Here is a 24,139-nt window from a genome sequence, read left to right on the forward strand (position 1 = left end):
CGTTAGGAGGCCGCCACAAGCAGATGGCGGATACCGGTATGCCGGTTACTGCGCGTCCATTCCACCGGCCCGGCCAGTTGCAATGACGCAAAACGCGGCAGCAGCTCCTCGAACACCACTCGCAGCTCCAGACGAGCCAGATGTGCCCCCAGACAGAAATGCACGCCCTGTCCAAAGCCTAAGTGAGGATTCGGTTTGCGCGTGATGTCGAAGACGTCCGGCCGGTCGAAAACCAGCGCATCGCGATTCGCCGAGCCCTCCCAGACCACTACCTTCTGTCCTGCGACGATCTGCCGCCCGCCCAACATCACATCAGCGGTTGCCGTCCTGCGCTTGGACGGTGACGGCGAGGTCCAGCGCAGCATCTCCTCGATAGCCGTCGGCAGCAGCGCAAGATCTTCACGCAGGGAACGGAATTGGCCGGGGTTGTCCAGCAGTGCCAACAGGCCACCGGCAATGGCATTGCGCGTGGTCTCGGCACCGGCACTGAACAACAGGCAGAAGAACAGATAGAGTTCGGCGTCCGACAGCGCGGGCGCGTCCGGATCATCGACCGTCGCATTGGCAACCACAGACAACATGTCGTCGGCGGGCGCCGCACGTTTCGATGCAACCAACTCCGAACCATATTGATACATACCGGAGCTGGGATCGCCCAAAGAGCTGGTGACGTGCGATTGCCGTGACTTACCGAAGTCGAAACTGGGCTCAACCGCCTCGAACAGCCAATGCCGTTCAGACTCCGGTACCCCCAGCAGGATGCAGATCATCTGCATGGGCAGCTCTGCGGCGATATCGACAAGGAAATCAAACGGCACGGTCGGCTGCACCGCGTCCAAGAGCGCCCGGCAGCGCACCCGCAAGTCATCCTCGACCCGCTGGATCATGCGTGGGGTCAGTCCGGAGCTCACCAACTTGCGGATCTGGCGGTGTCGCGGATCATCCATCATGTTGAGCACCTGCCCGGCGATCGGCAGGTCCTGTATGAGGGTGCCGCCGTAGGGCCGGTCACCCCCGGTCACCGATGAGTACATCACCGGATCACGCAGCACCTCAAAGGTTCCGCATAAGTGGCCACCGACCAGAAGCCCTCGTTGTCCGGGGTGTTCTCGGTGGGCGCGTGCCAGTACACCGGCGCCTCGCGCCGATGCTGTGCGAACAGGGCGTGCGGAAACCCGCCGGCGAAGTTGTCCAGGTCGGTCAGGTCTATGCCACGAAGAGCCGCGCAGCCCATGAACTACAGAATGGCACCCGGGTTGTAGGCCGCGGCCTCGGGGTAGGCGTCGACAAGCGCGGCAACATCGGCCACCACCCGATCGACCTGGTCGGCTGCGGCACCGGTGAACGAGGCCCGATCTGCCAGCGCAGCTTCCAGGGTCGCAGCGTCCAGCGGCAGCCTCGGATCTTCGGCCAGCAAGCCCAAAAGGTCTGGTTCGGCACCCTTTTCACGCATAGCGAGCGCTGTCGCGACGGCATGCTCCTTGATGACCTCGTGGGCTTCTTCGCGTCCAACCCCGGCGCGCACCGCAGCCATCAGCACCTTGGTGGTCGCCAGGAACGGCAGGTAGCGACGCAGCTCCCGATCGATCACCGCCGGGTAAGCACCGAACTCGTCGAGCACCGTCAGGAATGTCTCGATCATCCCGTCGATGGCAAAGAAGGCATCGGGCAGCGCGACACGCCGCACCACCGAGCAGAACACATCGCCTTCATTCCATTGCGCCCCAGCCAGTTCCGCAGCCATGGAGCCATACCCACGCAGAATCACCTGCAAGCCGTTGACCCGTTCACAGCTGCGGGTGTTCATCTTGTGAGGCATCGCCGAGCTACCCACCTGCCCGGGCGCGAAGCCCTCGGTGACCAGCTCGTGCCCGGCCATCAGCCGAATGGTGTGCGCCAGCGAGGAGGGGCCGGCACCGAGCTGCACCAGCGCGGACACCACATCGTGGTCCAGAGAGCGTGGGTACACCTGGCCAACGCTGGTCAGAGCAGCCGAGAACCCGAGGTGCTCGGCAATACGCTGCTCCAACGCGGCCAACTTGACCACGTCCCCGTCGAACAGATCGAGCATGTCCTGCCCGGTACCCATGGGACCCTTGATCCCACGCAGCGGATACCGGTCGAGAAGCTCACGCAACCGAGTGAGCGCGATCAACGTCTCGTCGGCCGCCGATGCGAATCGCTTACCCAATGTGGTGGCCTGTGCGGCCACGTTGTGACTGCGTCCGGCCATCACCACATCCCGGTATTCGACGGCGTGACGCGCGAGCCGCGCCACCACCGCGACACCGTGGGCATGGACATATTCCAGCGACCGCCGGATCTGCAGCTGCTCCACGTTCTCGGTGAGGTCGCGGCTCGTCATCCCCTTGTGGATGTGCTCATGCCCGGCGAGGGCATTGAACTCCTCAATACGAGCCTTGACATCGTGACGGGTGACACGCTCGCGGGCGGCGATGGAGTCCAGGTCAACCTTCTCGACCACGCGCTCGTAATCCTCGATAACGCCGTCGGGAACGTCGATGCCGAGATCGCGTTGTGCGCGCAGCACAGCGATCCACAACTGGCGCTCCAACAGCACCTTTGATTGCGGCGACCAGAGCGCTGCCATGGCATCGCTCGCGTACCGGGATGCCAGGACGTTAGGGATTTGCACAACCAGAGTCTATGGGGGGAAGGAAATCGACTCAGCCAGCTGTTCCACTTCCAACGGTGCGAGCACATCGATGACGTCCACCAACATCGCCGTGGCAGTCGCCTGTGGGCTACTGGCCGCCTCGGTGAGCGCACCCACCATCGCCCCATCGATGGTCGAAATCAGCACCGCGACACGGACGTTATCGATGGACCGACCGGACCGGCGCACCACCTGCGCCACGGCATCGTCGCGCTGTTCCCGGAGACGCTGCTGCACCTCGCGCAGTTCGGGATGGCGACTGCACGCCAGTTCACGCTCGTACCGCGATACCAACTGTTCCCCGCCACCGAATCCCGGCGTGCCGAACAACAGCTCCACCACCGCCTCGGCGGTAGCGGCAGCTCCGCGGCGCCGATACTGAACCAGCGACAGCCGTTCCTGGATCTGCTCCAGCTCGTGGGTTCCCGCGTGTTCGACAGCTCGCGCGATCAAGTCCTCCAACGAGGAGAAGTAATAGGTGGTCGAGGCCAATGGCAGGCCGGCACGCTGCGCCACCGCCCGATGCCGAACCGCATCAATGCCATTGTCCCGCAACAGATCAGCGGCAGCGCTGATCAACGCCCGCCGCCGTCGCTCCCCCTTCGGGGTGGCTTGCGGACGGTGCGCGGCATTCCCTTCGGGGAACACCTCGACCTGTTGCCTGACTGTCACGTCATGTCATGCTGCCAGCAGAGACGCGTCCCCACGGGCGTTTTGCGCTATCTCATGCAAGCGGCCACATCAGGCCCTGCCGAGTCGCACCAGAGCCTCCTCGATCGCATCTGTGCTGCCGGCGAAGCTCAGGCGGATGGTGTGGTGACCACGCACGGTGTCAAAGTCGATGCCGGGCGCGACGGCTACCCCAGTGCGCGCCAACAGGTCCGCACACCACTGCTCGGCATTACCGGTCAGGTGCTCAATATCGGCATACGCGTAGAACGCGCCATCGGGCGGCGCGATCTTGGTAATGCCCGCGTTGATAAGACCGCTGATGAGCAGCGTCCGGTTCGCCGCATACCGGCGCACATGCCCGTCGAGCTCGACGCGCGCCTCGGGGCTGAACGCCGCCAGCGCACCGTACTGCGAAACAGCCGGCGGGCAGATTGTGAAGTTCGAGGACAGTCTGTCGACGGCACGCAGGAACCGGCGCGGCACCAGCATCCAGCCCAACCGCCAACCCGTCATCGAGAAGTACTTGGACACCGAGCCCATAACCACCGATTCTCGACTGAATTCCCATGCACTGGAAGTCATTTGATCGCCGTAGGACAGCCCGTGGTAGATCTCGTCGGAGATCAGCAGTGTGCCGTTGGCTTCACACCACAGCGCGAGGGCCTCCAGCTCCCTCGCGTCGATGATGGTGCCGGTTGGGTTGGCAGGACTGGCGACGATGAGACCGGCAGGGGGTCGACCCTCCTCCTGCAAAAATGCTTCCAGCATCGCCACCGTCGGCTGGTAACGCGTCTGGAGCCCGCAGTCGATCTCGACAACCCGACAGCCAAGCGCGGCAAGACAATTACGGTATGCCGGGTAACCGGGCCGGGTCATCACGACCGTATCGCCCACATCGAAGGCCGCGAGGAACAACAGCGTGAATCCGCCCGAGGATCCCGTGGTGACGACGACGTCCTGCGCCTCGACCTCGATACCCGAACGCTCGCGGTGGTACCCGGCGATCGCCTCACGCAGTTCCGGCAACCCGAGTGTTTCGGTGTATCCGAGCACCTGCGTGCCGAGAGCCTCTCGGATCGCATCGAGAACCACAGCGGGTGCGCCGGTCGACGGCTGCCCTGCGGCCAGGGAGATCATGTCTCCGTGCGTGCGCTGCCGTGCGGCGGCCGCCGTCAGCACGTCCATGACATAGAACGGCGGAACGTCCGAGCGCCGCGAGAGACCTACCACGGCTGCGACGGTATCGAATATCTGGATCTGGACGGAACCGGCATGATGTCCCCATGCGTGATCTGTCTCGACGCTCCCTGTTCAAGCTCGGCGCAGCAACCGGTGCCGGTGCCGCACTGGCCGGTCTGGGGGCTTTCCCTGCCCATGCCGACGGCGCCATTGCCGCGGGCTCCTTTGTCTCGGCGGCGCGCGGCGGTGTCCGCACCGAATGGCGTATTGCCCGGCCACCAGGGGTAACCGGCCCCATCCGGCCCATCATCGCGCTGCACGGCAAGGGACAGACCGCCGCCGGAGTCATGGAGGGCGGCGTGGAGAACATGCTGGCGCAGGCCGTCACGGCGGGAGCCAAGCCCTTCGCCCTGGTGAGCGTCGATGGCGGCGGCGGTTACTGGCACAAGCGGTCCTCGGGTGAGGACTCCGGGGCGATGGTGCTGGACGAATTCATCCCACTGCTGGCCGAGCAGGGACTCGATACTTCGCGTGTCGCATTTCTGGGCTGGTCGATGGGCGGATACGGCGCCATGCTCCTGGGCTCACGCCTGGGCGCCGGCCGAACTGCCGCCATCACCGCCGTCAGCCCGGCGCTGTGGACATCCTCCGGTGCCGCCGCACCCGGCGCCTTCGACGGTCCCGAGGACTACGCCGCCAACTCGGTATGGGGGCTGGCCGCACTGAACTCCATTCCGCTGCGCATCGACTGCGGTGACAGCGATCCGTTCTACAGCGCCACCAAGCAGTTCATCGCCCAGCTTCCGACACCACCTGCGGGCGGCTTCAGCCCCGGCGGTCACGATGGCTCGTTCTGGAGCTCACAGATCGGCGCCGAGCTCGCGTGGATGTCGCCGCTGCTCACCGCGTAGGGCTGTTCTCCCGCTGTTGGCTGGACCTCGACGGGTTTGCCATCCGCTGGCATTATCGATCCCGTGACCGAAATGAGCCGACGTCGCCTGTTGCAGATGGGTGCCGCGCTCGGGGCCGGTGCTGCGCTTCTTCCGACGCTCGCGGCACCCGCACGGGCCGCGGCCGATGTCACCAGCGGTTCCTTCATCTCCGAGGCCCGCAGAGGCACTCCCACCGGATGGAAGGTAGCCAGACCACCCGGAGTCGACTGGCCCGTGCGTCCGGTGATCATGTTGCACGGCCGCGACGAGAACGCCGATCGGACCATCTACTGGGGATATGAGCGGATGCTCGGGGATCTGGTCGCCGCCGGGGCGCCGCCCTTCGCGGTCGCCGCGATCGACGGGGGCAACAGCTACTGGCATCCGCATCAGAACGGCGACGACCCCGGCGCGATGATCATCGACGAGTTCCTGCCGATGCTCGCCGAGCAGGAGGGCCTCGACGTCTCTCGGGTGGCCTTCATGGGCTGGTCCGCGGGCGGCTATGGCGCGCTGCTCAACGGTGCGCGTCTGGGCGGACCCCGAACCGCAGCCGTCGCCGCGGTGTCCCCGTCGATATGGCTGTCCTACCCCGAGGCCACCGCTGACGCCTTTGACAACGAGGAGAACTGGGAAGAGAACTCGGTTTTCGGTCGGCCTCAGCTCAACGGGCTGCCGGTGTGGGTGTCGTCCGGCTATGACGACAGGTTCTACACGGCCAGTAAGGTTTTCGCCGAGCAGCTGGCGGCGCCCCCGGCCGGAGATTTCGGTCCAGGCGCACACGAGGGCGGGTACTGGCTGTCGCAGGTCCCACTCGCGCTGGGCTGGATCGCACCGATCCTGGCCGCCTAAAGCCCCGGGTTTGGCGGGATCTCGAAGGTCGTCGAGGGCTCTTTAGGCTCCTGAACGCAGCTCATCGTCCACCAATTGGCAACCGACCCCGACCGGCGTCCTTCGCACTGGCGTACTTGTTCCTGCCTGATGGCTTCGAAGTCACGGGTTATGTCGCAGGAGCGGGCCGCCGACTGATGCGCGAATTCGTAGCGGAGAACCAATGCATCGACCGAAAGGAGCCCGTCACGGCGGGCGAGCTTGTCGGCGAGCACAACATCGTTCTCTGCCATGCCACGGATGTCCGCCTCCAGAGTCAGTCCATGGTCGGCATGATCGTCCGGCATCAGCGTCCGTAAAGACTCTGCCTCACGCCGCAACGCCGTGCTGAACGCCGAGGCAGCGGGCCCGACCCGCGGGTCCTCCCATGACCACGTGCGATTCCTCGTCAATTTCGAGAAGTCGTCGTACGCGGATTCTGCGCGCTCCGCCACGGCGAGAACGGCCGTACACAACGACAGCTCGTGGATGTACGGGGCCGGCACCGCCTGCGATCGGTTCGACCGCCAGGTGATCGCCAACAGCACGATCATGGCGAGCACCAGCGCCGCCGCGCCCAGCGCATACCAGTTGCGACGTGCCACCGATCCCCCTTGCCATCCCCCTAGAGGCTGATACGCCCTTCGGCAGCAGCCAATCCGATATCAGTACGGAAGTGACTGCCGGGCAGGCGAACTGCCTCGATCTTTGCGTAGGCGTCGGCGCGTGCGGCCTGCAGGTCCTTGCCGGTGCCGACGACGGAAAGCACCCGCCCACCCGAGGACACGACGGCCCCGTCTTCCCGACGGGCCGTCCCGGCATGCAGGACACCCTCGGCCTCCGAGCCGGTGATCACATCGCCGGTGCGCGGACGCAGCGGATAGTTCTCGGCGGCCAGCACGACGGTCACGGCACTGCCGTCCTGCCAGCGCAGCGGGCCGAAGTCGGGGAGGGTTCCGGTCGCGGCGGCATTCAGCAGCTGCCCCAGCGGTGATTCCAGCAGCGCCAACACCGCCTGGGTCTCAGGATCGCCGAAGCGGCAATTGAATTCGACGACCGAGGGGCCGTTCGAAGTGATCGCCAGGCCGGCGTACAGCACGCCAGAGAATCGACTGCCACGCTTAACAAGTTCAGCGGCAACGGGTTTGAGGATGGTGTCAACAATTTCGGTGACGGTCTCATCGGGCAGCCAGGGCAGCGGGCTGTAGGCGCCCATGCCGCCGGTGTTCGGACCGGTGTCGCCGTCACCGACCCGTTTGTGGTCCTGTGCGGGCAGCAGCGGCACCACCGTCTCGCCGTCGACGATGCACAGCAGCGAAACCTCGGGGCCGTCCAGGAAGGACTCCAGCAGCACCGGATGTCCGTCGTCGAGCAGGCTGGCGGCGTGGGCGCGGGCCGCGGCGCGATCATCGGTGACCACCACACCCTTACCCGCGGCCAGCCCGTCATCCTTGACCACCCAGGCCGGCTCGCTCGCGAACCGGTCCAGCGCGGCGTCCAGATGCGCTGGGTTGTCTACTATCTCACTGCGCGCGGTACGCACGCCCGCAGCCGTCATGACGTCCTTGGCAAAGGCCTTGGAACCCTCGATGCGAGCGGCGGCCGCCGACGGGCCGAAGCACGCGATACCCGCCGCGCGAACAGCGTCACCCACGCCCAGTACCAACGGCACCTCGGGCCCGATCACCACGAGGTCGATGTTGAGCTTGGCGGCCAACGCCGCGACCTCGGCACCGGAGCTGATGTCGACGGCATGCTGTTCGGCCACCGCTGAGGTCCCCGCATTACCCGGGGCTACCGCCAGGTAGTCCACGTGCGGGTCACGCTTCAGAGCGATCAACAGAGCGTGTTCACGGCCACCGGACCCAATGACAAGGACGCGCATGCCCCAGACCCTATCGGCTTGGGTATGCCTGGCTATGCATCCGGGCGGTATCCCCGCAGTAGCTTGGCAAGCAACTCGTCCCTGCCCGCGACGAGCTCCGGATAGGGACGCAGCGTCTTCACCAGTGCCTCCCCGTCGAACATGTCGGTGATCATGAAGACCAACGTCACCAGCTCCGTGTCGGACAACCGGTCGGTTCCCGGCACCGAGCGCGCCAGCGTGACCATCTGAGCGCCGTACTCGGCGACCGCGACCTGCAAGGTCTCCCGCAGCTGCGTGTCGGTGCGCGCGGCCACCATGAGTTCGTAGAGCACGGCGTTGATGGGCTCCTCCTTGAGCGAGCGCATCACCGCCATTACGTCCTCGAATTCGGTGAGGCGGTCGCCCGCCTCGTCGAACTGTGCGCGCACGGTGGCCAGCTGGCGACGCAGCGTCTCGCGCGCCACCGCGGCCATGAACTCACCGACAGTCGGAAAATGCCGGAACAGCGCCCCGTAGGAGAGCCCGGCCCGCTTCGCGATCCGCTGCACGGAGGCACGCGAATATCCCAGCTCAGCGATGGTGCCGATACCGGATTCGAGCAGTCTCGCGATCGTGGATTCACGGCGCTCGGCCTGGGTGGGACTCACGGGTGCACACTAGAGGAATGCAACTCCAATGTGGCGCCCATCACTAACATTGTGATTGGTTGCCATCTTTTTTAGACTCGCCGTAACACCCAACGAAGGGCAGCCCCCATGAGCGACTACGACCTGATCATTCGCGATGGCCTCTGGTTCGACGGCACCAATTCCGAACCTCGTAGGGCCAACCTCGGTATCAAGGAGGGGCGCGTTGCCACCGTCTCCACCACGCCCCTCGACGAGACCGATTGCCCCGAGGTGATCGATGCCGGCGGCAAGTGGGTTCTGCCCGGGTTCGTCGATATGCACACCCACTACGACGCCGAGGTGCTGCTCAACCCCGGCCTCGATGAGTCGGTGCGCCACGGCGTCACCACCATCGTGTTGGGCTGCTGTTCCATGTCGACCGTCTATGCCAAGCCCGACGACGCAGCCGACCTGTTCAGCCGCGTGGAGGCGGTGCCTCGCAAGCATGTGATCGGCGCGCTCAACGAGTTCCAGGACTGGACCGATCCGGAAAGCTACGTCAAGAAGATCGACGCGCTGCCGCTCGGCCCGAATGTGACCTCTTTCCTTGGGCATTCGGATCTGCGCACCGCCGTCATGGGACTGGGCCGCGCCACTAACAACTGGTCCTTCCCCACCCGCACGGAACTCGACCGCATGGCTGACATGCTCGAGAAGGCACTCGATGCCGGCATGCTGGGGATGTCGGGAATGGACGCCCCGATCGACAAGCTCGATGGGGACCGCTACCGCTCGCGCGCGCTGCCGTCGACCTACGCATGGTGGCATGAGCGGTGGCGCCTCATCAACGTGCTGCGCAAGCGCGACCGCATCCTGCAGAGCGCCCCGAACATCAACAACCCGGCCACCGCGGTGCTGTTCTTCCTGTCCACGGGAACACGTTTCTTCAAGCGCCGCAAGGCTGTTCCTGTCAGCCTGCTGGTCGCGGCCGACTCCAAGAGCATCAAGGGCGCCAACGTGTTCTTCAGCGCCGCAGCACGAATCGGCAACAAGATCTTCAAGTCCAACGTCAAGTTCCAGCACCTGCCCGTGCCGTTCACGCTGTACTCCGACGGCATCGACCTGCCGGTGTTCGAGGAGTTCGGTGCGGGCACCGCCGCCCTGCACATCAAGGAGCAGCTCGAGCGCAACAAACTGATGGCCGACAAGGAGTATCGCCGCAAATTCCGGCGCGAGTTCGCCATCAAGAAGCACAAGCCAGGCCTGTGGCACAAGGACTTCCACGACGCCGTCATCGTGGAATGCCCCGATGCCTCGCTGATCGGCAAGACCTTCGGTCAGATCGGTGATGAGCGCGGAATCGAGGGACTGGATGCCTTCCTGGACGTCCTGGTCGAGAACGGCGAGAAGAACGTCCGCTGGACGACGACCGTCGGCAACCACCGTCCCAAGGTGCTCGACGAGATGGCCAAGGACCCCAACTTCCAGATGGGCTTCTCCGATGCCGGTGCGCACCTGCGCAATATGGCGTTCTACAACTTCCACCTGCGCTTCCTCAAGCGCATGAACGACGCACAGAAGGCCGGGAAACCCGTCTTGTCCCTTGGCCACACCGTGCATCGACTCACCGGCGAACTGGCCGACTGGTTCGGGCTGGACGCCGGACACCTGCGCGAGGGCGACCGCGCCGATTTCGTCATCATCGATCCGGAGAAGCTGGACGGCAGCGTCGATGCCTACAACGAGGCGCAGGCTCCGTTCTTCGACAACCTGTCTCGCATGGTGAACCGCAATGACGAGACCGTCATTGCCACCGCGGTCGGCGGCAAGGTGGTGTTCCGTCTCGGTGAGTTCATCGAGGGGTACGGGCACGATCTGCAGACCGGCCGGTATCTGAAGGCCGGTGAGAAGCTCGCGGTCCGATGAGCGCGGCGACACGCCTGTCGACGTTCACCAATGACGGGCTGACCTTCGACGTCATCGACGAGGGCCCGCTCGACGGACCGGTGATCGTTGCGCTGCACGGTTTTCCCGAGCGGGCCGACAGCTGGAGCGGTGTAATCCCGATCCTTACCGCCGCCGGGTTTCGGGTGCTGGCCCCGGACCAGCGGGGCTACTCCCCCGGCGCCCGCCCCAAAGGCATACGGAATTACACACTCGACAAGCTGGCCGGCGACATCCTGGCACTTGCCGATCAGGCCGAAGTACCGAAATTTCATGTGCTGGGACATGACTGGGGTGCTGCCGTCGCATGGCAGCTAGCCGGCCAGCATGCCGACCGCGTGATCACCGCATCCATTCTCTCGGTGCCACATCCACGGGCGTTTCTCTCCGCCTTGCCGCGCGGGCAGATTCTGAAGTCTTGGTACATGCTCTTCTTCCAGATCCCGTGGCTGCCGGAACGACAGACCACAGGGAACGGCCTGCTCGTCCGCAAGTTGGCACGCGATATGAGGCTCAGCGACGCCAAGGTCCAGGAAACACTGGAATTGGCACGCGAGCCGGGCGCCGCCACCGCGACCATCAATTGGTACCGCGCTATGCGGTATGCCAAGCCGTCCGGTCCTGGGCAGGTCCAGATCCCGACCTTGTATGTATGGAGCACCGACGATGCGGCGCTGGGTCGCAGGGCCGCCGAAAACACCGCCAAATACGTCGACGGGCCTTATCGATTCGAGGTGCTCGATGGTGTCTCCCACTGGATCGCAGCGGAACGACCGAGCGAAACTGCGGCTCTAGTGCTGGAGCATGTTAGGGCGCATACAAATCGAGTCGCGGGACTATAGGTCCACCACAATCCGGGCGCCCGCAGATGTCGCCCGCGAAACGCAGACCAACATGTGGCCCGCCGCTCGCTGTTGCTCGGTGAGGGTTCCATCACGATGCTCTACCTCGCCGGACAGCACGCGCTGTATGCACGTCCCGCAAAACCCTTGTTGGCAGGAATACCCGATGTTAGGCCGCGCGACCCGCAACGCGGCCAACACGGTCTGCTGCGGTGCGACAGCCAGCACGTCTCCGGTACGTGCCAACTCCACCTCGAACGCCATACCGTCAGCGACAGGTAGCGGCGAGAATCGCTCGGTGTGTAGCTCGACGCCCAGCGGGATTGCTCGAATCACCGACTGCGCCATCAGTGGCGGACCGCACACATAGACAGCCGTTCTTCTGTCAAACCTGCCGAGAAGCTCACCGGCACAGGGCAATCCGCTCTGATCATCGGTGCGCACCCGCACCTTGTCTCCGAACGCAAGCAGTTCGTCCACGAACGGCAAGCTGCCCCGATGTCGACCGGTGTAACACAAGGTCCAGGGCACACCCAGCTGCTCAGCCACCCGGATCATCGGCAAGATCGGTGTGATGCCGATGCCCCCGGCGATGAAGTGCAGACTTGTGGCACGCGACGACACTCCGGGCAACGCCAGCATAAAGGCATTGCGGGGACCACTGATCTCGATTCGATGACCCGCGGCCAGCCCATGTATTTCCACGGACCCACCGCCTCCATTCTCGATGCGGCGCACTGCGATTCGATACTCTAGCGGTTGCAGCGGATCACCGCATAGGGAGTACTGGCGTGTTCGCCCCGACGGTAGGTGGACGTCGATGTGCGCCCCCGGATGCCAACTCGGCAACGGCTCGTCATCATCGGCTACAAGCGTCAGCTGTACAACATCCGAATCACCGGCAAGCACCCTACGATCCACCACTCGTACCGTTCGTCGGTTTGTGACGCACGGAAGCTCGGGCAGTTCACGATCGCCGCCAAGACGCATAACCAACGACACAAAGTGCGGAACTGCCGCACCCGCTAAACGGATCAAGGCGTCAGGGCGGGTGTCCCGGTAGAGCCCAGGGGGCGGCTCGCCCGTGTACGGCTTGAGTAAACCTCTTGCGAGCCGTGACAATCGGCCCTTAGTCATGGAGAAGGCGTGCCGCCGGGGACGTGGCCAGATAGGCGACCGCCTGTGCAGTGCTGCCCTCATCCACCGGGCTGTAGTCGCGTTTGAGCAGCCGGAGTCCGCTGCGAACTATGTATCCGGCAGCGGGCACCGCACCCCGCCGCCCGGAAGCGCGCAGCTTCCACAAAAGCCGGATATAGCCGATATTTGGCAACGCCGGATCTTCGTGGACAAGAAACCTGGTGCCGCGCAGCAGCATTACGAAGAAGACAACGCTAACCATGACCCCCGACACGACTTGGGCGAGATAGTCCATGCCGAAATACTTCGCCACGTTGTACGAGACGTGCCGGTGTTCCACTTCTTCGGCTCCATGCCACCGGTACAGGTCGCACAACATCGGGTCGGCGTTCATTTCGCCCCATGAGTTGTTCAGTGCCCAATGACCCAGCACACCGGTGTAATGCTCTGCGGCACATAGCGCGTGGGTTCCGGAGGCCAGCGCCTTACGCCGGTTCGTCTTATTCGCCCGTGCGGAACGATGGCCGTATTGGGCCACGACCCACTCCAGCTGACGCGTGAACGGCACCGGATCGATCCCATGCCGGCGCACATAGTCGACCAAGACTTCATCGTGCGTCTTCGCATGCACTGCTTCCTGCCCGATAAAGCCGACAATCTCCTCGCGCAGGCGCTCGTCTCGCACGTATTCCAGCGCATCGGATAACAACGCGCTGAACCAGCGCTCAGCCACCGGCAGGAACAAATTGAGCGCCGTCACGACATGCGATGCGTACGGATCGCCAGGAATCCAGTGCAGCGGCGAGGCTCCCCAGTCAAAATGGACATTTCGTGGGCGCAGCGCCACTTCCTCGGGAGCAAACCTATCGGTCGCCATTGACACTCCTCACCGATAACGTGCGCAAACTACACCGATCGAGCCGATGTTCATGCGCTTTGGGAGTAATTCGATGCCAACGGCCCTCTGGACGGGTGTCTGTTGCGTCGGTTTTCACAAAGATCTCGCCGATGGATGGGAGACCCAACCGGCCGAGCAGACACCACAGCGACTATCCCGACTGCAGTACCGCCGCCGCGTCCTGCAGGCCGCGGATCGCTGCGGCAATCGCCGGACGGTGCTGGGCACCGGGACGGACCAGCACCTCGTAGAGCCGTCCTGCCCGGACCTCACGGATGACCAGCCGTGCCACCCGCGGACTCCGGCTCACGTATCGCGGCATCAGCGCGATGCCATGGCCGTGCGCCACCATATCCTCGACGATCTGGAAATCCTTGAAACGGAACCGGACTCGGGGTCGAATACCCGCCGACACTCCGAGTGAGACCAGCACATCGTCCACCGGAAATCCCTCCGGGACACTGATCCAGGTCTCGTCGGCCAACTCGGACGGAGTCACCGATCCTCGCCCCGCCAGCGGATGATTCTTGTGCACCAGCAGATCGATGGGCTCACGCATCAGCGTCATCGACCACACCCGTGCAGAGCTCAGCACGGCGGCCCGCTCGTCACGGTGGGTGACGACAATGTCGTACTCGGTCAACAACCCGGGAGCCTCGCTGTACGTCACGTCCTCGTCTGCCGGACGCACATCGACCTCACCGGCCACCGCGGCCACCAGCCTGGGCAGCAGCAGGCTCCCACCGGACGGGAACGACGCGATCCGCACGATCGGTTGTGTCCCCTCCCGATACGCCACCATCTCCTCGGCCGCGCGGTCGACGGCGGCAATCACCTCGTCGGCCCGCAATACCAGCGCGCGGCCTGCCTCGGTAAGAGCGATACCCCGCCCGTCTTGCCGCAATAGCGGCACACCGGCCTCCCGTGCCAAGACCTTCAACTGCTGCGACACCGCCGAGGGGGTGAGCCTCATCGCGTCCGCCACCTCGCCGACGGTGCCGCGATCGGCAAATTCTCGGAGAATCTGCAGGCGGCGCACATCCATGAAGGAAATCTACATCAATAGTGCACATTAATTAGATTGTGCTAAATCGATTGGATACGCAGGATCGACGGCATGACAACCCGGCACCGTCTCCTCGGACTGACAGTTGCAGTGTTGTGGGGCCTGAACTTCGTGGCGATCCACGCTGGGCTCGAGCATTTCCCGCCGATCTTCTTCGCCGGACTGCGGTTCGCGGTGCTGGCGATCCCGGTGATCCTGTTCGTGCCCCTGCCGCGCGTACCGCTGCGATGGTTCCTGCTGTACGGGATCGGCTTCGGCACCGTTCAGTTCGCGTTCCTGTTCCTGGCCATGGCGAACGGAATGCCGACAGGGCTCGCATCCTTGGTGTTGCAGGCCTCGGCGCCGTTCACGGTGATCCTCGGCGTGCTGCTACTCGGCGAACGGATGTCGCGCCTGCAGGTCGCGGGGATCACCCTCGCGATCGGCGGCATGGCTCTCATCGCCGCCGACCGGGCCGTGCATGGAGCCTCTGCCGCCGTGGTGCCAGTAATCCTGACGCTGCTCGGCGCCCTCGGCTGGGCGTTCGGCAACATCGCGAGCCGAAAGGCCATGGCAGGCAACAACGATCCGCGTACCCCCGTGCGACTCACCCTGTGGATGTCGGTGGTACCGCCGATCCCGCTGTTCGCGCTCTCGGCGTTCACCGAAGGGCCGTCGGCCGGATGGCACTCGCTGACGTCACTCGGCGAGCGCAGCGGGCTCATCGCCCTCGGCGGCCTGGCGTACATCGTGCTGCTGGCCACCATCGTCGGCCTGGGCCTGTGGACCTACCTGATGGGCCGCTACCCCGCCAGCCGGGTGGCACCGTTCTCGCTGCTGGTTCCGGTCGTCGGTATCACCGCTTCGTGGCTGGCACTCGGCGAGCGCCCCACCGCGATGGAACTCCTCGGGGCGGCGGTGGTGATCACCGGATGCCTGATCGGCATGACCGCGCGCCCCGCCACCACCGCGGCTGCCGATACGAGCGATGCGCACGACCCCGTGCCCCTCGAACTGTCCGCGACCTGCGCCTCGCGAACGGCCCACTAACCTATGGGCATGTCGAGCGTGTTCACGAAGATCATCAACGGAGAGCTGCCCGGTCGGTTCGTCTATGAGGACGAGGACGTCGTCGCGTTCCTCACCATCGCGCCGATCACCCAGGGCCACACCCTGGTGGTACCGCGCGCCGAGATCGACCAGTGGCAGGACATCGACGCGGCCGTCTTCGCGAAGGTCAACCTCGTCGCGCAACGCGTCGGCCGCGCCATCCGTAAGGCCTTCGACGCCCCACGCGCCGGCTACATCATCGCCGGGATGGAGGTGCCCCATCTGCATGTGCACGTCTTCCCGGGTTTCACGCTGACCGATTTCAGCTTCGAGAACGCCGACCCCAATGCCTCGGCGGAATCCCTCGACGAGGCGCGGGCGAAGATCAAGGCTGCGCTGGCTGAGATCGACTAGTCCGCACGATCTTTGGCGCCGTCTCGGTGGTGTCCAGGTCGTCCGGTCCGGCGTCGTCGTCGGTCATGTCGGCGCGCGGCAGCCGCACCTCGAATCGGCAGCCCTCACCCGGCGCGGTGTGCACGGTGACCGTGCCGTCGTGTGCGGCGGTGAGGGCATCGACGATCGACAGCCCCAGCCCCGTGCCGCCGCTGCTGCGGGTACGTGACGTGTCCGCGCGATAGAACCGCTCGAAGACGCGTTCGGCATCAGTCTTCGTCATGCCCGGTCCCGCGTCGATGACCTCCAGGACGGCGTCATCTCCCTCGGTGCCCACCCGAACCCGGACGGCCGCGGTGGTGTGCCCGAGCGCGTTACTCACCAAATTGCCCAGCACCTGACGCAACCTCAGTTCGTCGCCGATGACCTCCGGGGTCCCTGGCCCATCAAAGACTTCCAGTTCCACATCACGTTCGGGCGCAGTGGCTTTCGCGTCGTGCACGGCGTCGGTAGCCAGCACCAGCAGGTCGACGAGGCGCTGTTCCATGGGCCGATGTGCGTCCAATCGCGCCAATAGCAGCAGGTCCTCCACGAGCTGACCCATGCGGGTCGACTCGCCTTCGATACGGCCAAGCACCAGCTCGATATCGGTGGCCGCGCCCTGGCGGTAGAGCTCGGCGTAGCCGCGGATGGTGGTCAGGGGTGTGCGCAATTCATGGCTGGCATCGGTGATGAACCGGCGCATGCGCTCCTCAGAGGTGCGGGCCGTCTTCGCGGACTTCTGCGAGTCGGCCACCGCACGCTGAATCTGCGCCAGCATTCCGTTGAGCGCCAACGATAATCGGCCCACCTCGGTGCGCGGGTCGCGTTCGGGTACCCGTCGATCGAGATGACCGGCGGCGATATCGGCGGCCGTCGCCTCCACCTCGGCCAGCGGCCGCAGGCTGCGGTGCACCAACCAATATCCGGCAATACCAAGCACAGTCAGCACGGCGGTCCCTATGGCCACCTGCAACCACAACAGGTCCCGGGCCGTAGTGCGCACATCGGTGATGTCGCGGGCAACGGTGGTGTACCCGCCCATCGCGTCGTGGCGGGACACCGCACGCCACTCGGTGGTGCCGTCGGCAGAGCGCACCGTCACGGGACGGCCGCCCACATCATTGTCGAACGGCAGGTCCGGATCGGCCCGGGCACGGTCATTGAGCATGATGACCACCCGCCCGCGGTCATCGGTGGTGCGGATGAAGAACAAGGACGGGGGCCGATGCCGGTTGGTGTCGAAAGTCGGCGGCGGCGGAGGGGGCCGATTGGCCCACCCATTAGCGGCGTCGATCAGCTCCCGATCGGCGCGGTTCATCATGGTGCGCTGCATGGTGGTAGTCACCGCGATGCCAGATGCCACCAACCCCAGCGCGACCAGAACCAAGGTTCCGACCACGAGGCTCACCCGCAGCGGTACACCCCGACGAACGCCGGGGCGGGTACTCACCGCGGCTCGCGCAATACGTATCCCACGCCACGAAGCGTATGCAACAACCGCTTCTCACCGTTGTCGATCTTGCGCCGCAGATACGAGACATAGGACTCGACGACGTTCACATCGCCACCAAAGTCGTAACGCCACACATGGTCGAGGATCTTCGGCTTACTGAGCACGGTGCCCGCGTTGATCATGAAATACCGCAGCAGCGTGAACTCCGTGGGCGAGAGCGCGACGGGCTCGCCGGTCTTCCACACCTCGTGGGTGTCCTCGTCGAGCTCGATATCGGCGAAGCTGAGCCGCGACTTGCGGGCGGGCTCCGAGCCCATCCCGGAGCGGCGCAGGATGACGCGTAGCCGGGCCACCACCTCTTCGAGGCTGAACGGTTTGGTGACGTAGTCATCGGCGCCCAGCGTCAGCCCGGCGATCTTGTCCTGCAGTCCGTCACGCGCGGTGAGGAAAAGCGTCGGAGCATCGATACCGTCGGCGCGCAGACGCCGCAGAACGCCAAACCCGTCCATCCCGGGCATCATCACGTCGAGGATCACCGCATCGGGGCGAACCGTGCGGGCCAGATCCAGCGCGGCAGCCCCACTATCGGCGGTATAGACGTCAAACCCCTGGAATTTGAGACTGACCGAGAGCAGCTCGACGATGTTCGACTCATCGTCGACCACCAGCACCTTGGCGGGCGTGGTGCCGTTGACGGGAAACGTTCCTTGGTGTGTCTCAGTCGTGATGCTCACCTCCGACAATCTTCCCCTCAAAATTTACGGTGCGCTGGATCTTCGCTGTGAGGTTCCTGTGAGTTCTTCACAGGAGATTGTCAGCCAACCGCGCAAACTCGCCCTAGAGTTGTGCCATGAAGCTGGTGTCGCTGATCACCGCGCCGCTCAGGATTTCGCTGGCCGTTGCCGATACCGGCTTGGCGGTGGCCGCCAAGGCGATCGATACCGGGCGCGAGATCCTCGCCGAACTTCCCGACGGGGAGCCCCACGACGGTCGCCGTGACGCCCCCGGCGCGGGCCTGGTCGGCACCGTCGAATCCCTGCTGGGGATGGCCGGGCGTAAGAGTCCGCTGCAGTCGGCGATGAAGGTTGCCGAGCTGATGGAGGAGGACAAACCGCTTGGCAGAGCGCTGCGGCCGGGCGGGCCGGTGGAGCGTGTCATGGCGCCCGGCGGGCTTGCTGATCGGCTGACCGAACCCGGCGGCGTCCTGGACCGGCTCTTCGCCAAGGACGGGCCCGTCGACAGATTGACTTCACAGGATGGCGCCCTGGACCGGGCGCTCGCTCCGGGAGGGCTGGTCGACCAGCTGCTTGCGGAGGACGGGATTCTGGAACGGCTGATGCGCGAAGAGGGCGTCCTGGACAAATTCACCGCCACAGACGGTCCGCTGCAGCAGCTGGCCAATCTGTCGGAGACCGCTGCCAAGGTGGCGCCCAACATTGACGCGCTGACACCCACCATCGAGCTACTGACCGATACCGTCTCGGCGCTCAGCTCCGTGGTCGGTCCGCTGGGCGGCTTCCTGCCGCGACGGCGTCCGTCCCGGCCGTCCGGTTCACCGCGGCCGATACGGTCCGAGCGGGTTATCGAAGGCGAGATATAGCGGGCGGGCTAGTACGACTTTCCGTCGGCATAGCGCTGCCGGCGAAAACTGCGGCCCCTACCGCGATTGCGGCTCTTGTAGGTCGGCAGTTGCGAGTCGCAGTTCGGGCAGACGAGTCGCAGATTCTCTCGACAATTGTTGGCGGGGTTTCCGTCGATATGGTCCAACACCAGTACAAGCGGGGAGTCCTGCCAGATGCTCGCTCCGCTGCAGATCGCGCAACGGCCCAATTGGGCCTCGGCGAGAAAGAGCCGAATGAAGTGACCCTGCTCGCTGCGCACCCGGGCCTCACCGGATTCGAGCCACAGTCTGGTACTGGCGTCGCGTCGGGCTGCTGCCTGACAAGCATTGCCGCAATAGACCTTCTGACTTCGCCTGGAAAGTGGTGCGCCGCAACCAAGGCACAGTCTCATGGGCTGAAATTACGTGACGGCACCGACATGCCAGATAACGCGTTGAGCCCCCTGTCAGGATTGAACTGACGACCTTCGCTTTACAAGAGCGGTGCTCTACCACTGAGCTAAGGAGGCAATGGAACGTCGTACAGCTTAGCGGTCTTAGTCGATGACATGTTCGGAGCCCACCCGCGCGGCCTGGCACATCGCTAGCCCTTGACCAGCAGCGCCACCAACAGCACGACCATCCCCAGCAGCAGGACGCTGAGGAAGGTCGGCATGTGACTCGGCGGCAGGTCGGCGTCGCGGCGCATGGCGTCCTGCACCCGGCGACGGCGTCGCGCAGCCGCCATCGCCAACAGACCGCCCGTGGTCACCAAAAGGATGCTCACCACATGCCGGGCACCCGGAATCCAGAACTCCGGGACGAACTGCATGAGGGCGACACCGCTGGCGATAAGCGCCAACGAGGTGCGCACCCACGCAAGATATGTCCGTTCGTTGGCGAGCGTGAATCGGTAATCAGGTTCGGCGCCAACGGATTCGCCGATGGTCACGAGCCGTACTTCAGCCACAGCGGCAACACCTTGTTGAGCCGGTCCATGAATTTCTGCAGACCGACACGGTGCTCACCGAAGCCCATCGGGTCAATCCGATACTCGGGGAACGCGATTCCCACACCGAAGAGACCAGGGGCGATGATCCCGTTGGCCGGGTTGTACTCCAGCTTTCCCCACTGCGGCGCCGCGGGCACCGGCCGCGGGCTGAATCCCACGGTGTACAACGCGTAGTCGCAACTCTGGAGCAGCTCGGGGAACTCGGGGCTGTCGACGAGGCATCGCTGCAGTCGGGCAGGCAGCACCCCGTCGATGTTCTCCCGTGCCCACCGTGCCGCCTCCCCCTTCAGTCCGGTGTCGTCGAACAGTGTCCAGTCCCCCATATCGACCGCGTAGCGCAGCGGCCCGCGGTAGAAGTTGATCACCTTGGCCGCCGGCCCCGCCAGGAAGTTGGGCAGCGCGATCATGCTCGAATGCGAAGCGCCGAAGACTGCGACAGTGGCGCCCTCCAGCGGCAGCGCGGCCAGCTTCTCAGGGTTGAGCGCCGCCTCGAGCGGGATCTCGTTCAGCCACGGATAGTCCAGGTTTTTGGGAACCGAGCCGACGGCGAGAATCACGTTCTTCGAGGTGATCTCGCCCGTTTCGGTCTCTACGGTCCACCGGCCGCCGTGCAGCGACAGCCCCGTCGCGGTGGTGCGCAGGGCGCTCACCTGCTCGCGGAGCTGGCCGGTGATCCATACCAGCGGGTCCGCAACATCACCGAGCAGACACGTGTCCGTGGGCGCAAGGTCGTTCAGCGCGAAATGCGGCGCATGCGCGAACCGGAAGGACTGCGCATCCGTCAGGTAGTTGATGAACAGCTTGACCGACGTATTACTGGGCACGGCACGCCATTTCGTACCAAAGTCACCTGCGGCGAACTCCGGGTCGATCCAAGCGATGGAGCCGGACGGCACTCCGCGATCAAGGAGCTTCCCCACTGCCGCAATTCCCGCGGGGCCCGCACCGACCACTGTCCATCCGTACTCGCTCACTGTTCTGCCCTTACTCTGCGTCGAAAATCTCGGAACGCCACCGCTGCACTTCCGGTGACTGTCTTCGATTGTTCTGCGCAACGACAGGCGCGAGTAGTGACTAATCCGTGAACAGCTCCAAAGTTTTACTTATAAACACAGGTAAGACGGCTACGAACGTTCCGTGTCTTCTATTTCCCAGGTACTGGGGAGCATGGGAGCCACCTGCCGGGTGTCATCGGAAGCGAGTCTGACGGTCCGGGCGCTGTGCGTATCCGTGGCGGCGCGCGCGGTACCTGCGAATCCCAGCGGGCCGGCGCCTCTGCTCGTGGCCGCGCGCTCGACGGTCTCGGCGGAGTGCCCGACCGTCGCGCCCATTCCGGCTGTCTCCTCCAGGTATTCGTAACGTTGGCCTCCGATGCGGGCCTTGCTCTTGGCGCGCTGCCTGCGTCGAGCCTGGGCTAGCGCCGTCGCGCTTGCCGCTGCGGCGGCATCGACGGTGTCGACGGCATTCTCCGACGACTTCGCGGCACCCTTGGGACCAAAGCTCACTCCAGGTGGCACTAAACCGGGTATGGCATAAGTGATTCCACTCAACGGCGCGGGCGCGGGAGACGGGGCCGGCGCGGCCCCGCCCGATGTGGGAGTGATCGCCGACGAGCCTCCCGACGGCGTGACGGACATGGCCGGCAGCGCTGCGGCCGCCACACCCGGCTCCGGACGGTGCACAGCGCGGAACACCGGCCGCTCAGCTGATGGGGCCGGTGCCGGAGCCGGAACCGCCGCCGGAGCGGGACGCAGGTGTATCAACGCCGCCAATCCGCTAAGCCCGCTGAGGGCTGGAATGAGGAACGGCAGCAGGTACGAGGCGTAGTACGGGTACCAGAGCAGGTCGTAAAGGAACAGCATGATCACCGCCAGCACCGCCGAGGTCGCCGGGTTGAAGCCCATCTTTTCGAACCACTGCTGGAATCCCTGCAGCATCTTCGAGATCTGGTCCGGTGAGCCCGGGATATCCGACTGGTCACTGCGCGCTTCGCCGCCGGGCGCGAGAATCGGGGGTGCCTGTTGCGTCGGCGGGATCGCCGAGGTCATGGCCTCCGTGGTCGCCTGATACGTGCTCATGGTGGCTGCCGCCTGCACCCACATCCGGACATAGTCGGCCTCGTTGAGCGCGATCGGAATGGTGTTGATTCCAAAGAAGTTCGTGCCCACCAGCACTGCGTGTGTGACATGGTTGGCGGCAAGCTCCACCAAGGTCGGCATGGCCATGAGCGCGCTACCGTAGGCTGCCGCCGTTGTTTCGTGTTGCGCGGCGATGACACCGCTCTCGACAGCGGCCTGCTCGAGCCATGCCAAGTACGGCGCGTGGGCAGCCACGTACTCCGATGCGCTGGGCCCTTGCCAACTACTTGCCTGTACCCCGGCCAAGATCTGGGTCAGTTCAACCGCCGTGCGCGCGTAGTTGTCCGCGATCTCTTGCCACTGCAAGGCAGCGGCAAGCACCGCCCCCGGACCGGGTCCCGCACTCAACAGCGCCGAATGCACCTCCGGAGGCTCCGCCATCCATATCGGTGCCGTCACACGCCGCCTCCCTGCCTAATGGGCGCAACAGTTTCACGCCACAATTGGAGTAGTCGTACTGAGTAACGAAAAGTTCCCACACAACCAGAATCCGCGTCTGAAATCACATTTATCGTTGCGCGCCAGGAATTCCCACGCAGTGTCACCGTCCCGTACAGTCGGCCCCATGCCAGTCATCGACGCTCGACACCTCGACGGTGTGTCCGAGACCGCGCTGCTCACCTTGCACCAACGGGCAACGGAAGCGGCCCGGCCGGACGGCATCATCGACGACCCGATGGCCGTTGCGCTGCACGCCGGCCTGGATTACGACTTTCAGCACTTTGGCCGCATCCATCAAGCTACTGCCTTGCGTGCCTTGATATTCGATAAGGCAACGCAGGAGTACCTTGCGGAACAACCCCGGGCGAATGTAGTGGCGTTGGCCGAAGGATTGCAGACGAGTTTCTGGCGCGTCGACAACGGCGAACTCACCTGGTTGTCGGTAGACCTTGAGCCCATCGTGCGGCTACGCCAGCAGCTACTCCCGCGATCGGACCGGTTGCGCTACAGCGCCCAATCCGCGCTCGACTACTCGTGGATGGATCGGGTGGATGACTCCAATGGGGTGCTGATCACCGCCGAGGGCCTCTTCCAGTATCTGGAGCGCGAGCCGGTGTTCGATCTGATCACCGAGTGCGCCAGGCGTTTTCCCGGCGGCAGGTTGATCTTCGATTCGGTGCCGAAGTTCCTGAGCGCACACTCGCAACGCGGCATGAGACTCAGTGAGCAATACACCGTGCCGCCGATGCCGTTCTCGTTCACCGCCAACCAGTACGGTGAGCTGCGCGCCATTCCCGGCATCCGCAGCGTGCGTGAGCTGCGGATGCCGGCGGGGCGTGGCAAGGTGCTGCGCTGGGCCGGCCCTCTCCTCTATGCACTGCCCGGCCTGCACCGGCTGCGCGCACCTCACACGGTAATCGAGTTCGGCTGAGGTAAAAGACCTTTCGGCGAGTGGCCGCTATCCGGCGGCGACAGCGAAATCGCCACCGGCCCTGACGAGCGTGTCGTGCACTTCTTCCACGGACAGCACACTGTCAGTCAGGACACGCACGGTCGAGGCTCCCTTGGGATCCAGGTCGACGGATACCTCACGCACCGGGTCGAGTGCGGTCAGCGCCTCGGTCACTCCCATGACGCATGAGTTGCAGTGCATCCCGCTGATGGCGAAGATCTGCTCGGACATCGTGTTTTTCCTCCTGAGATATTTGTTCACAACGGATTTGGTGGAACGAAACCTTCTAGGGCGTTTATGCGCCCCATTTGGCTCCTTCTGCCATGTCGCGGGCGTTCATGGACAGGGTGTTGGTTTCGTGGGTGGTGCCCATGGCGCGGTAAGCGC

Annotated in this window: 24 protein-coding genes, 1 tRNA gene and 2 pseudogenes; 8 read left to right on the forward strand and 19 right to left on the reverse strand. The window is 64.7% G+C overall.

Features of this window, described 5'->3' with window-relative positions:
- Positions 1–2: 2 nt before the first annotated feature.
- The 4 genes and pseudogenes from AOT87_RS10440 to AOT87_RS10455 all read right to left on the reverse strand — a co-directional run bounded on the left by AOT87_RS10440 (position 3) and on the right by AOT87_RS10455 (position 4,534).
- Positions 3–1,234, reverse strand: a pseudogene (locus tag AOT87_RS10440) (cytochrome P450).
- Between the two features lie 3 nt (positions 1,235–1,237).
- The gene (gene purB, locus AOT87_RS10445; RefSeq protein ID WP_057966756.1) at positions 1,238–2,656 is read right to left on the reverse strand and encodes an adenylosuccinate lyase; all 1,419 of its coding nucleotides are present in this window, start codon (positions 2,654–2,656) and stop codon (positions 1,238–1,240) included.
- Positions 2,657–2,665: 9 nt separating this feature from the next.
- Positions 2,666–3,349 carry a TetR family transcriptional regulator gene (locus AOT87_RS10450; RefSeq protein WP_030094195.1) on the reverse strand — a complete coding sequence of 228 codons (684 nt, stop codon included), beginning with the start codon at positions 3,347–3,349 and terminating at the stop codon, positions 2,666–2,668.
- A gap of 69 nt (positions 3,350–3,418) precedes the next feature.
- A complete protein-coding gene (locus AOT87_RS10455) occupies positions 3,419–4,534 on the reverse strand; it encodes a pyridoxal phosphate-dependent aminotransferase (protein WP_199344261.1) in 1,116 nt (371 codons plus the stop codon).
- A 98-nt stretch (positions 4,535–4,632) separates the two neighbouring features.
- On the opposite strand from AOT87_RS10455, the gene AOT87_RS10460 reads away from it, so the two are divergent.
- Positions 4,633–5,439 carry a hypothetical protein gene (locus AOT87_RS10460; RefSeq protein WP_030094193.1) on the forward strand — a complete coding sequence of 269 codons (807 nt, stop codon included), beginning with the start codon at positions 4,633–4,635 and terminating at the stop codon, positions 5,437–5,439.
- 63 nt (positions 5,440–5,502) lie between these two features.
- Positions 5,503–6,312, forward strand: coding sequence for an alpha/beta hydrolase (locus tag AOT87_RS10465; protein ID WP_030094192.1), 810 nt, complete (start codon positions 5,503–5,505; stop codon positions 6,310–6,312).
- Here the strand turns inward: AOT87_RS10465 and AOT87_RS10470 are convergent.
- The 3 genes from AOT87_RS10470 to AOT87_RS10480 are packed head-to-tail and all read right to left on the reverse strand — an operon-like array spanning position 6,309 to position 8,844.
- Positions 6,309–6,935 (reverse strand): hypothetical protein, encoded by a 627-nt coding sequence (locus AOT87_RS10470; RefSeq protein ID WP_057966758.1) that lies wholly within the window; start codon positions 6,933–6,935, stop codon positions 6,309–6,311. The two genes, AOT87_RS10465 and AOT87_RS10470, sit on opposite strands and share 4 nt — an antisense overlap.
- Before the next feature lie 20 nt (positions 6,936–6,955).
- Positions 6,956–8,215: a phosphoribosylamine--glycine ligase gene (purD, locus tag AOT87_RS10475; RefSeq protein ID WP_057966759.1), complete on the reverse strand. Its 1,260-nt coding sequence runs from the start codon at positions 8,213–8,215 to the stop codon at positions 6,956–6,958.
- A 32-nt stretch (positions 8,216–8,247) separates the two neighbouring features.
- Positions 8,248–8,844, reverse strand: a complete 597-nt coding sequence (locus AOT87_RS10480; RefSeq protein ID WP_057965221.1) for a TetR/AcrR family transcriptional regulator — start codon at positions 8,842–8,844, stop codon at positions 8,248–8,250.
- A gap of 108 nt (positions 8,845–8,952) precedes the next feature.
- On the opposite strand from AOT87_RS10480, the gene AOT87_RS10485 reads away from it, so the two are divergent.
- Positions 8,953–10,731, forward strand: coding sequence for an amidohydrolase family protein (locus AOT87_RS10485; RefSeq protein ID WP_057966760.1), 1,779 nt, complete (start codon positions 8,953–8,955; stop codon positions 10,729–10,731).
- On the forward strand, positions 10,728–11,591 hold the full coding sequence (locus tag AOT87_RS10490; protein WP_057966761.1) for an alpha/beta fold hydrolase: 864 nt from the start codon (positions 10,728–10,730) through the stop codon (positions 11,589–11,591). The genes AOT87_RS10485 and AOT87_RS10490 overlap by 4 nt, the downstream gene beginning before the upstream one ends.
- Here AOT87_RS10490 and AOT87_RS10495 read toward each other — a convergent pair.
- From AOT87_RS10495 to AOT87_RS10505, 3 genes are all read right to left on the reverse strand, one after another.
- A complete protein-coding gene (locus tag AOT87_RS10495) occupies positions 11,586–12,512 on the reverse strand; it encodes a PDR/VanB family oxidoreductase (protein ID WP_234795798.1) in 927 nt (308 codons plus the stop codon). The two genes, AOT87_RS10490 and AOT87_RS10495, sit on opposite strands and share 6 nt — an antisense overlap.
- A 208-nt stretch (positions 12,513–12,720) precedes the next feature.
- Positions 12,721–13,605 carry a metal-dependent hydrolase gene (locus AOT87_RS10500; RefSeq protein ID WP_057966763.1) on the reverse strand — a complete coding sequence of 295 codons (885 nt, stop codon included), beginning with the start codon at positions 13,603–13,605 and terminating at the stop codon, positions 12,721–12,723.
- Between the two features lie 172 nt (positions 13,606–13,777).
- On the reverse strand, positions 13,778–14,671 hold the full coding sequence (locus AOT87_RS10505) for a LysR family transcriptional regulator (RefSeq protein WP_057966764.1): 894 nt from the start codon (positions 14,669–14,671) through the stop codon (positions 13,778–13,780).
- Between the two features lie 72 nt (positions 14,672–14,743).
- On the opposite strand from AOT87_RS10505, the gene AOT87_RS10510 reads away from it, so the two are divergent.
- Positions 14,744–15,721 carry an EamA family transporter gene (locus tag AOT87_RS10510; RefSeq protein ID WP_057966765.1) on the forward strand — a complete coding sequence of 326 codons (978 nt, stop codon included), beginning with the start codon at positions 14,744–14,746 and terminating at the stop codon, positions 15,719–15,721.
- A 9-nt stretch (positions 15,722–15,730) separates the two neighbouring features.
- Complete coding sequence (locus AOT87_RS10515) at positions 15,731–16,135, forward strand: HIT family protein (RefSeq protein WP_057966773.1); 405 nt, start codon at positions 15,731–15,733, stop codon at positions 16,133–16,135.
- Here AOT87_RS10515 and AOT87_RS10520 read toward each other — a convergent pair.
- Positions 16,107–17,627, reverse strand: a complete 1,521-nt coding sequence (locus AOT87_RS10520; protein ID WP_272936776.1) for a HAMP domain-containing sensor histidine kinase — start codon at positions 17,625–17,627, stop codon at positions 16,107–16,109. The two genes, AOT87_RS10515 and AOT87_RS10520, sit on opposite strands and share 29 nt — an antisense overlap.
- Positions 17,603–18,343 carry a response regulator transcription factor gene (locus AOT87_RS10525; RefSeq protein WP_272909190.1) on the reverse strand — a complete coding sequence of 247 codons (741 nt, stop codon included), beginning with the start codon at positions 18,341–18,343 and terminating at the stop codon, positions 17,603–17,605. The genes AOT87_RS10520 and AOT87_RS10525 overlap by 25 nt, the downstream gene beginning before the upstream one ends.
- Before the next feature lie 116 nt (positions 18,344–18,459).
- Here AOT87_RS10525 and AOT87_RS10530 point away from each other — a divergent pair, with 116 nt between their 5' ends.
- Positions 18,460–19,209 (forward strand): hypothetical protein, encoded by a 750-nt coding sequence (locus AOT87_RS10530; protein ID WP_057966766.1) that lies wholly within the window; start codon positions 18,460–18,462, stop codon positions 19,207–19,209.
- A gap of 8 nt (positions 19,210–19,217) precedes the next feature.
- Here AOT87_RS10530 and AOT87_RS10535 read toward each other — a convergent pair whose 3' ends face one another.
- The 5 genes from AOT87_RS10535 to AOT87_RS10555 form a co-directional block, all read right to left on the reverse strand.
- Complete coding sequence (locus tag AOT87_RS10535) at positions 19,218–19,616, reverse strand: HNH endonuclease (protein ID WP_198528401.1); 399 nt, start codon at positions 19,614–19,616, stop codon at positions 19,218–19,220.
- A 51-nt stretch (positions 19,617–19,667) separates the two neighbouring features.
- Positions 19,668–19,739 (reverse strand) — tRNA-Thr (locus tag AOT87_RS10540).
- A 74-nt stretch (positions 19,740–19,813) separates the two neighbouring features.
- Positions 19,814–20,161 (reverse strand): DUF202 domain-containing protein, encoded by a 348-nt coding sequence (locus AOT87_RS10545; protein WP_057966768.1) that lies wholly within the window; start codon positions 20,159–20,161, stop codon positions 19,814–19,816.
- Entirely contained in the window at positions 20,158–21,195 is a 1,038-nt protein-coding gene (locus tag AOT87_RS10550) for a pyridine nucleotide-disulfide oxidoreductase (protein ID WP_057966769.1), read from the reverse strand. The genes AOT87_RS10545 and AOT87_RS10550 overlap by 4 nt, the downstream gene beginning before the upstream one ends.
- A gap of 150 nt (positions 21,196–21,345) precedes the next feature.
- On the reverse strand, positions 21,346–22,758 hold the full coding sequence (locus AOT87_RS10555) for a PPE domain-containing protein (RefSeq protein WP_057966770.1): 1,413 nt from the start codon (positions 22,756–22,758) through the stop codon (positions 21,346–21,348).
- A 166-nt stretch (positions 22,759–22,924) separates the two neighbouring features.
- On the opposite strand from AOT87_RS10555, the gene AOT87_RS10560 reads away from it, so the two are divergent.
- Entirely contained in the window at positions 22,925–23,731 is an 807-nt protein-coding gene (locus tag AOT87_RS10560) for a class I SAM-dependent methyltransferase (RefSeq protein ID WP_057966771.1), read from the forward strand.
- A 27-nt stretch (positions 23,732–23,758) separates the two neighbouring features.
- Here AOT87_RS10560 and AOT87_RS10565 read toward each other — a convergent pair whose 3' ends face one another.
- Together AOT87_RS10565 and AOT87_RS27745 are read right to left on the reverse strand one after the other, a co-directional pair.
- Positions 23,759–23,983: a heavy-metal-associated domain-containing protein gene (locus tag AOT87_RS10565; RefSeq protein WP_030094173.1), complete on the reverse strand. Its 225-nt coding sequence runs from the start codon at positions 23,981–23,983 to the stop codon at positions 23,759–23,761.
- A gap of 64 nt (positions 23,984–24,047) precedes the next feature.
- Positions 24,048–24,139: pseudogene (locus AOT87_RS27745) on the reverse strand (WXG100 family type VII secretion target); the annotation flags it as partial.

Origin of the sequence: Mycobacteroides sp. H003 (assembly GCF_001440135.1) — a bacterium.
Taxonomy (GTDB): domain Bacteria; phylum Actinomycetota; class Actinomycetes; order Mycobacteriales; family Mycobacteriaceae; genus Mycobacterium; species Mycobacterium gwanakae.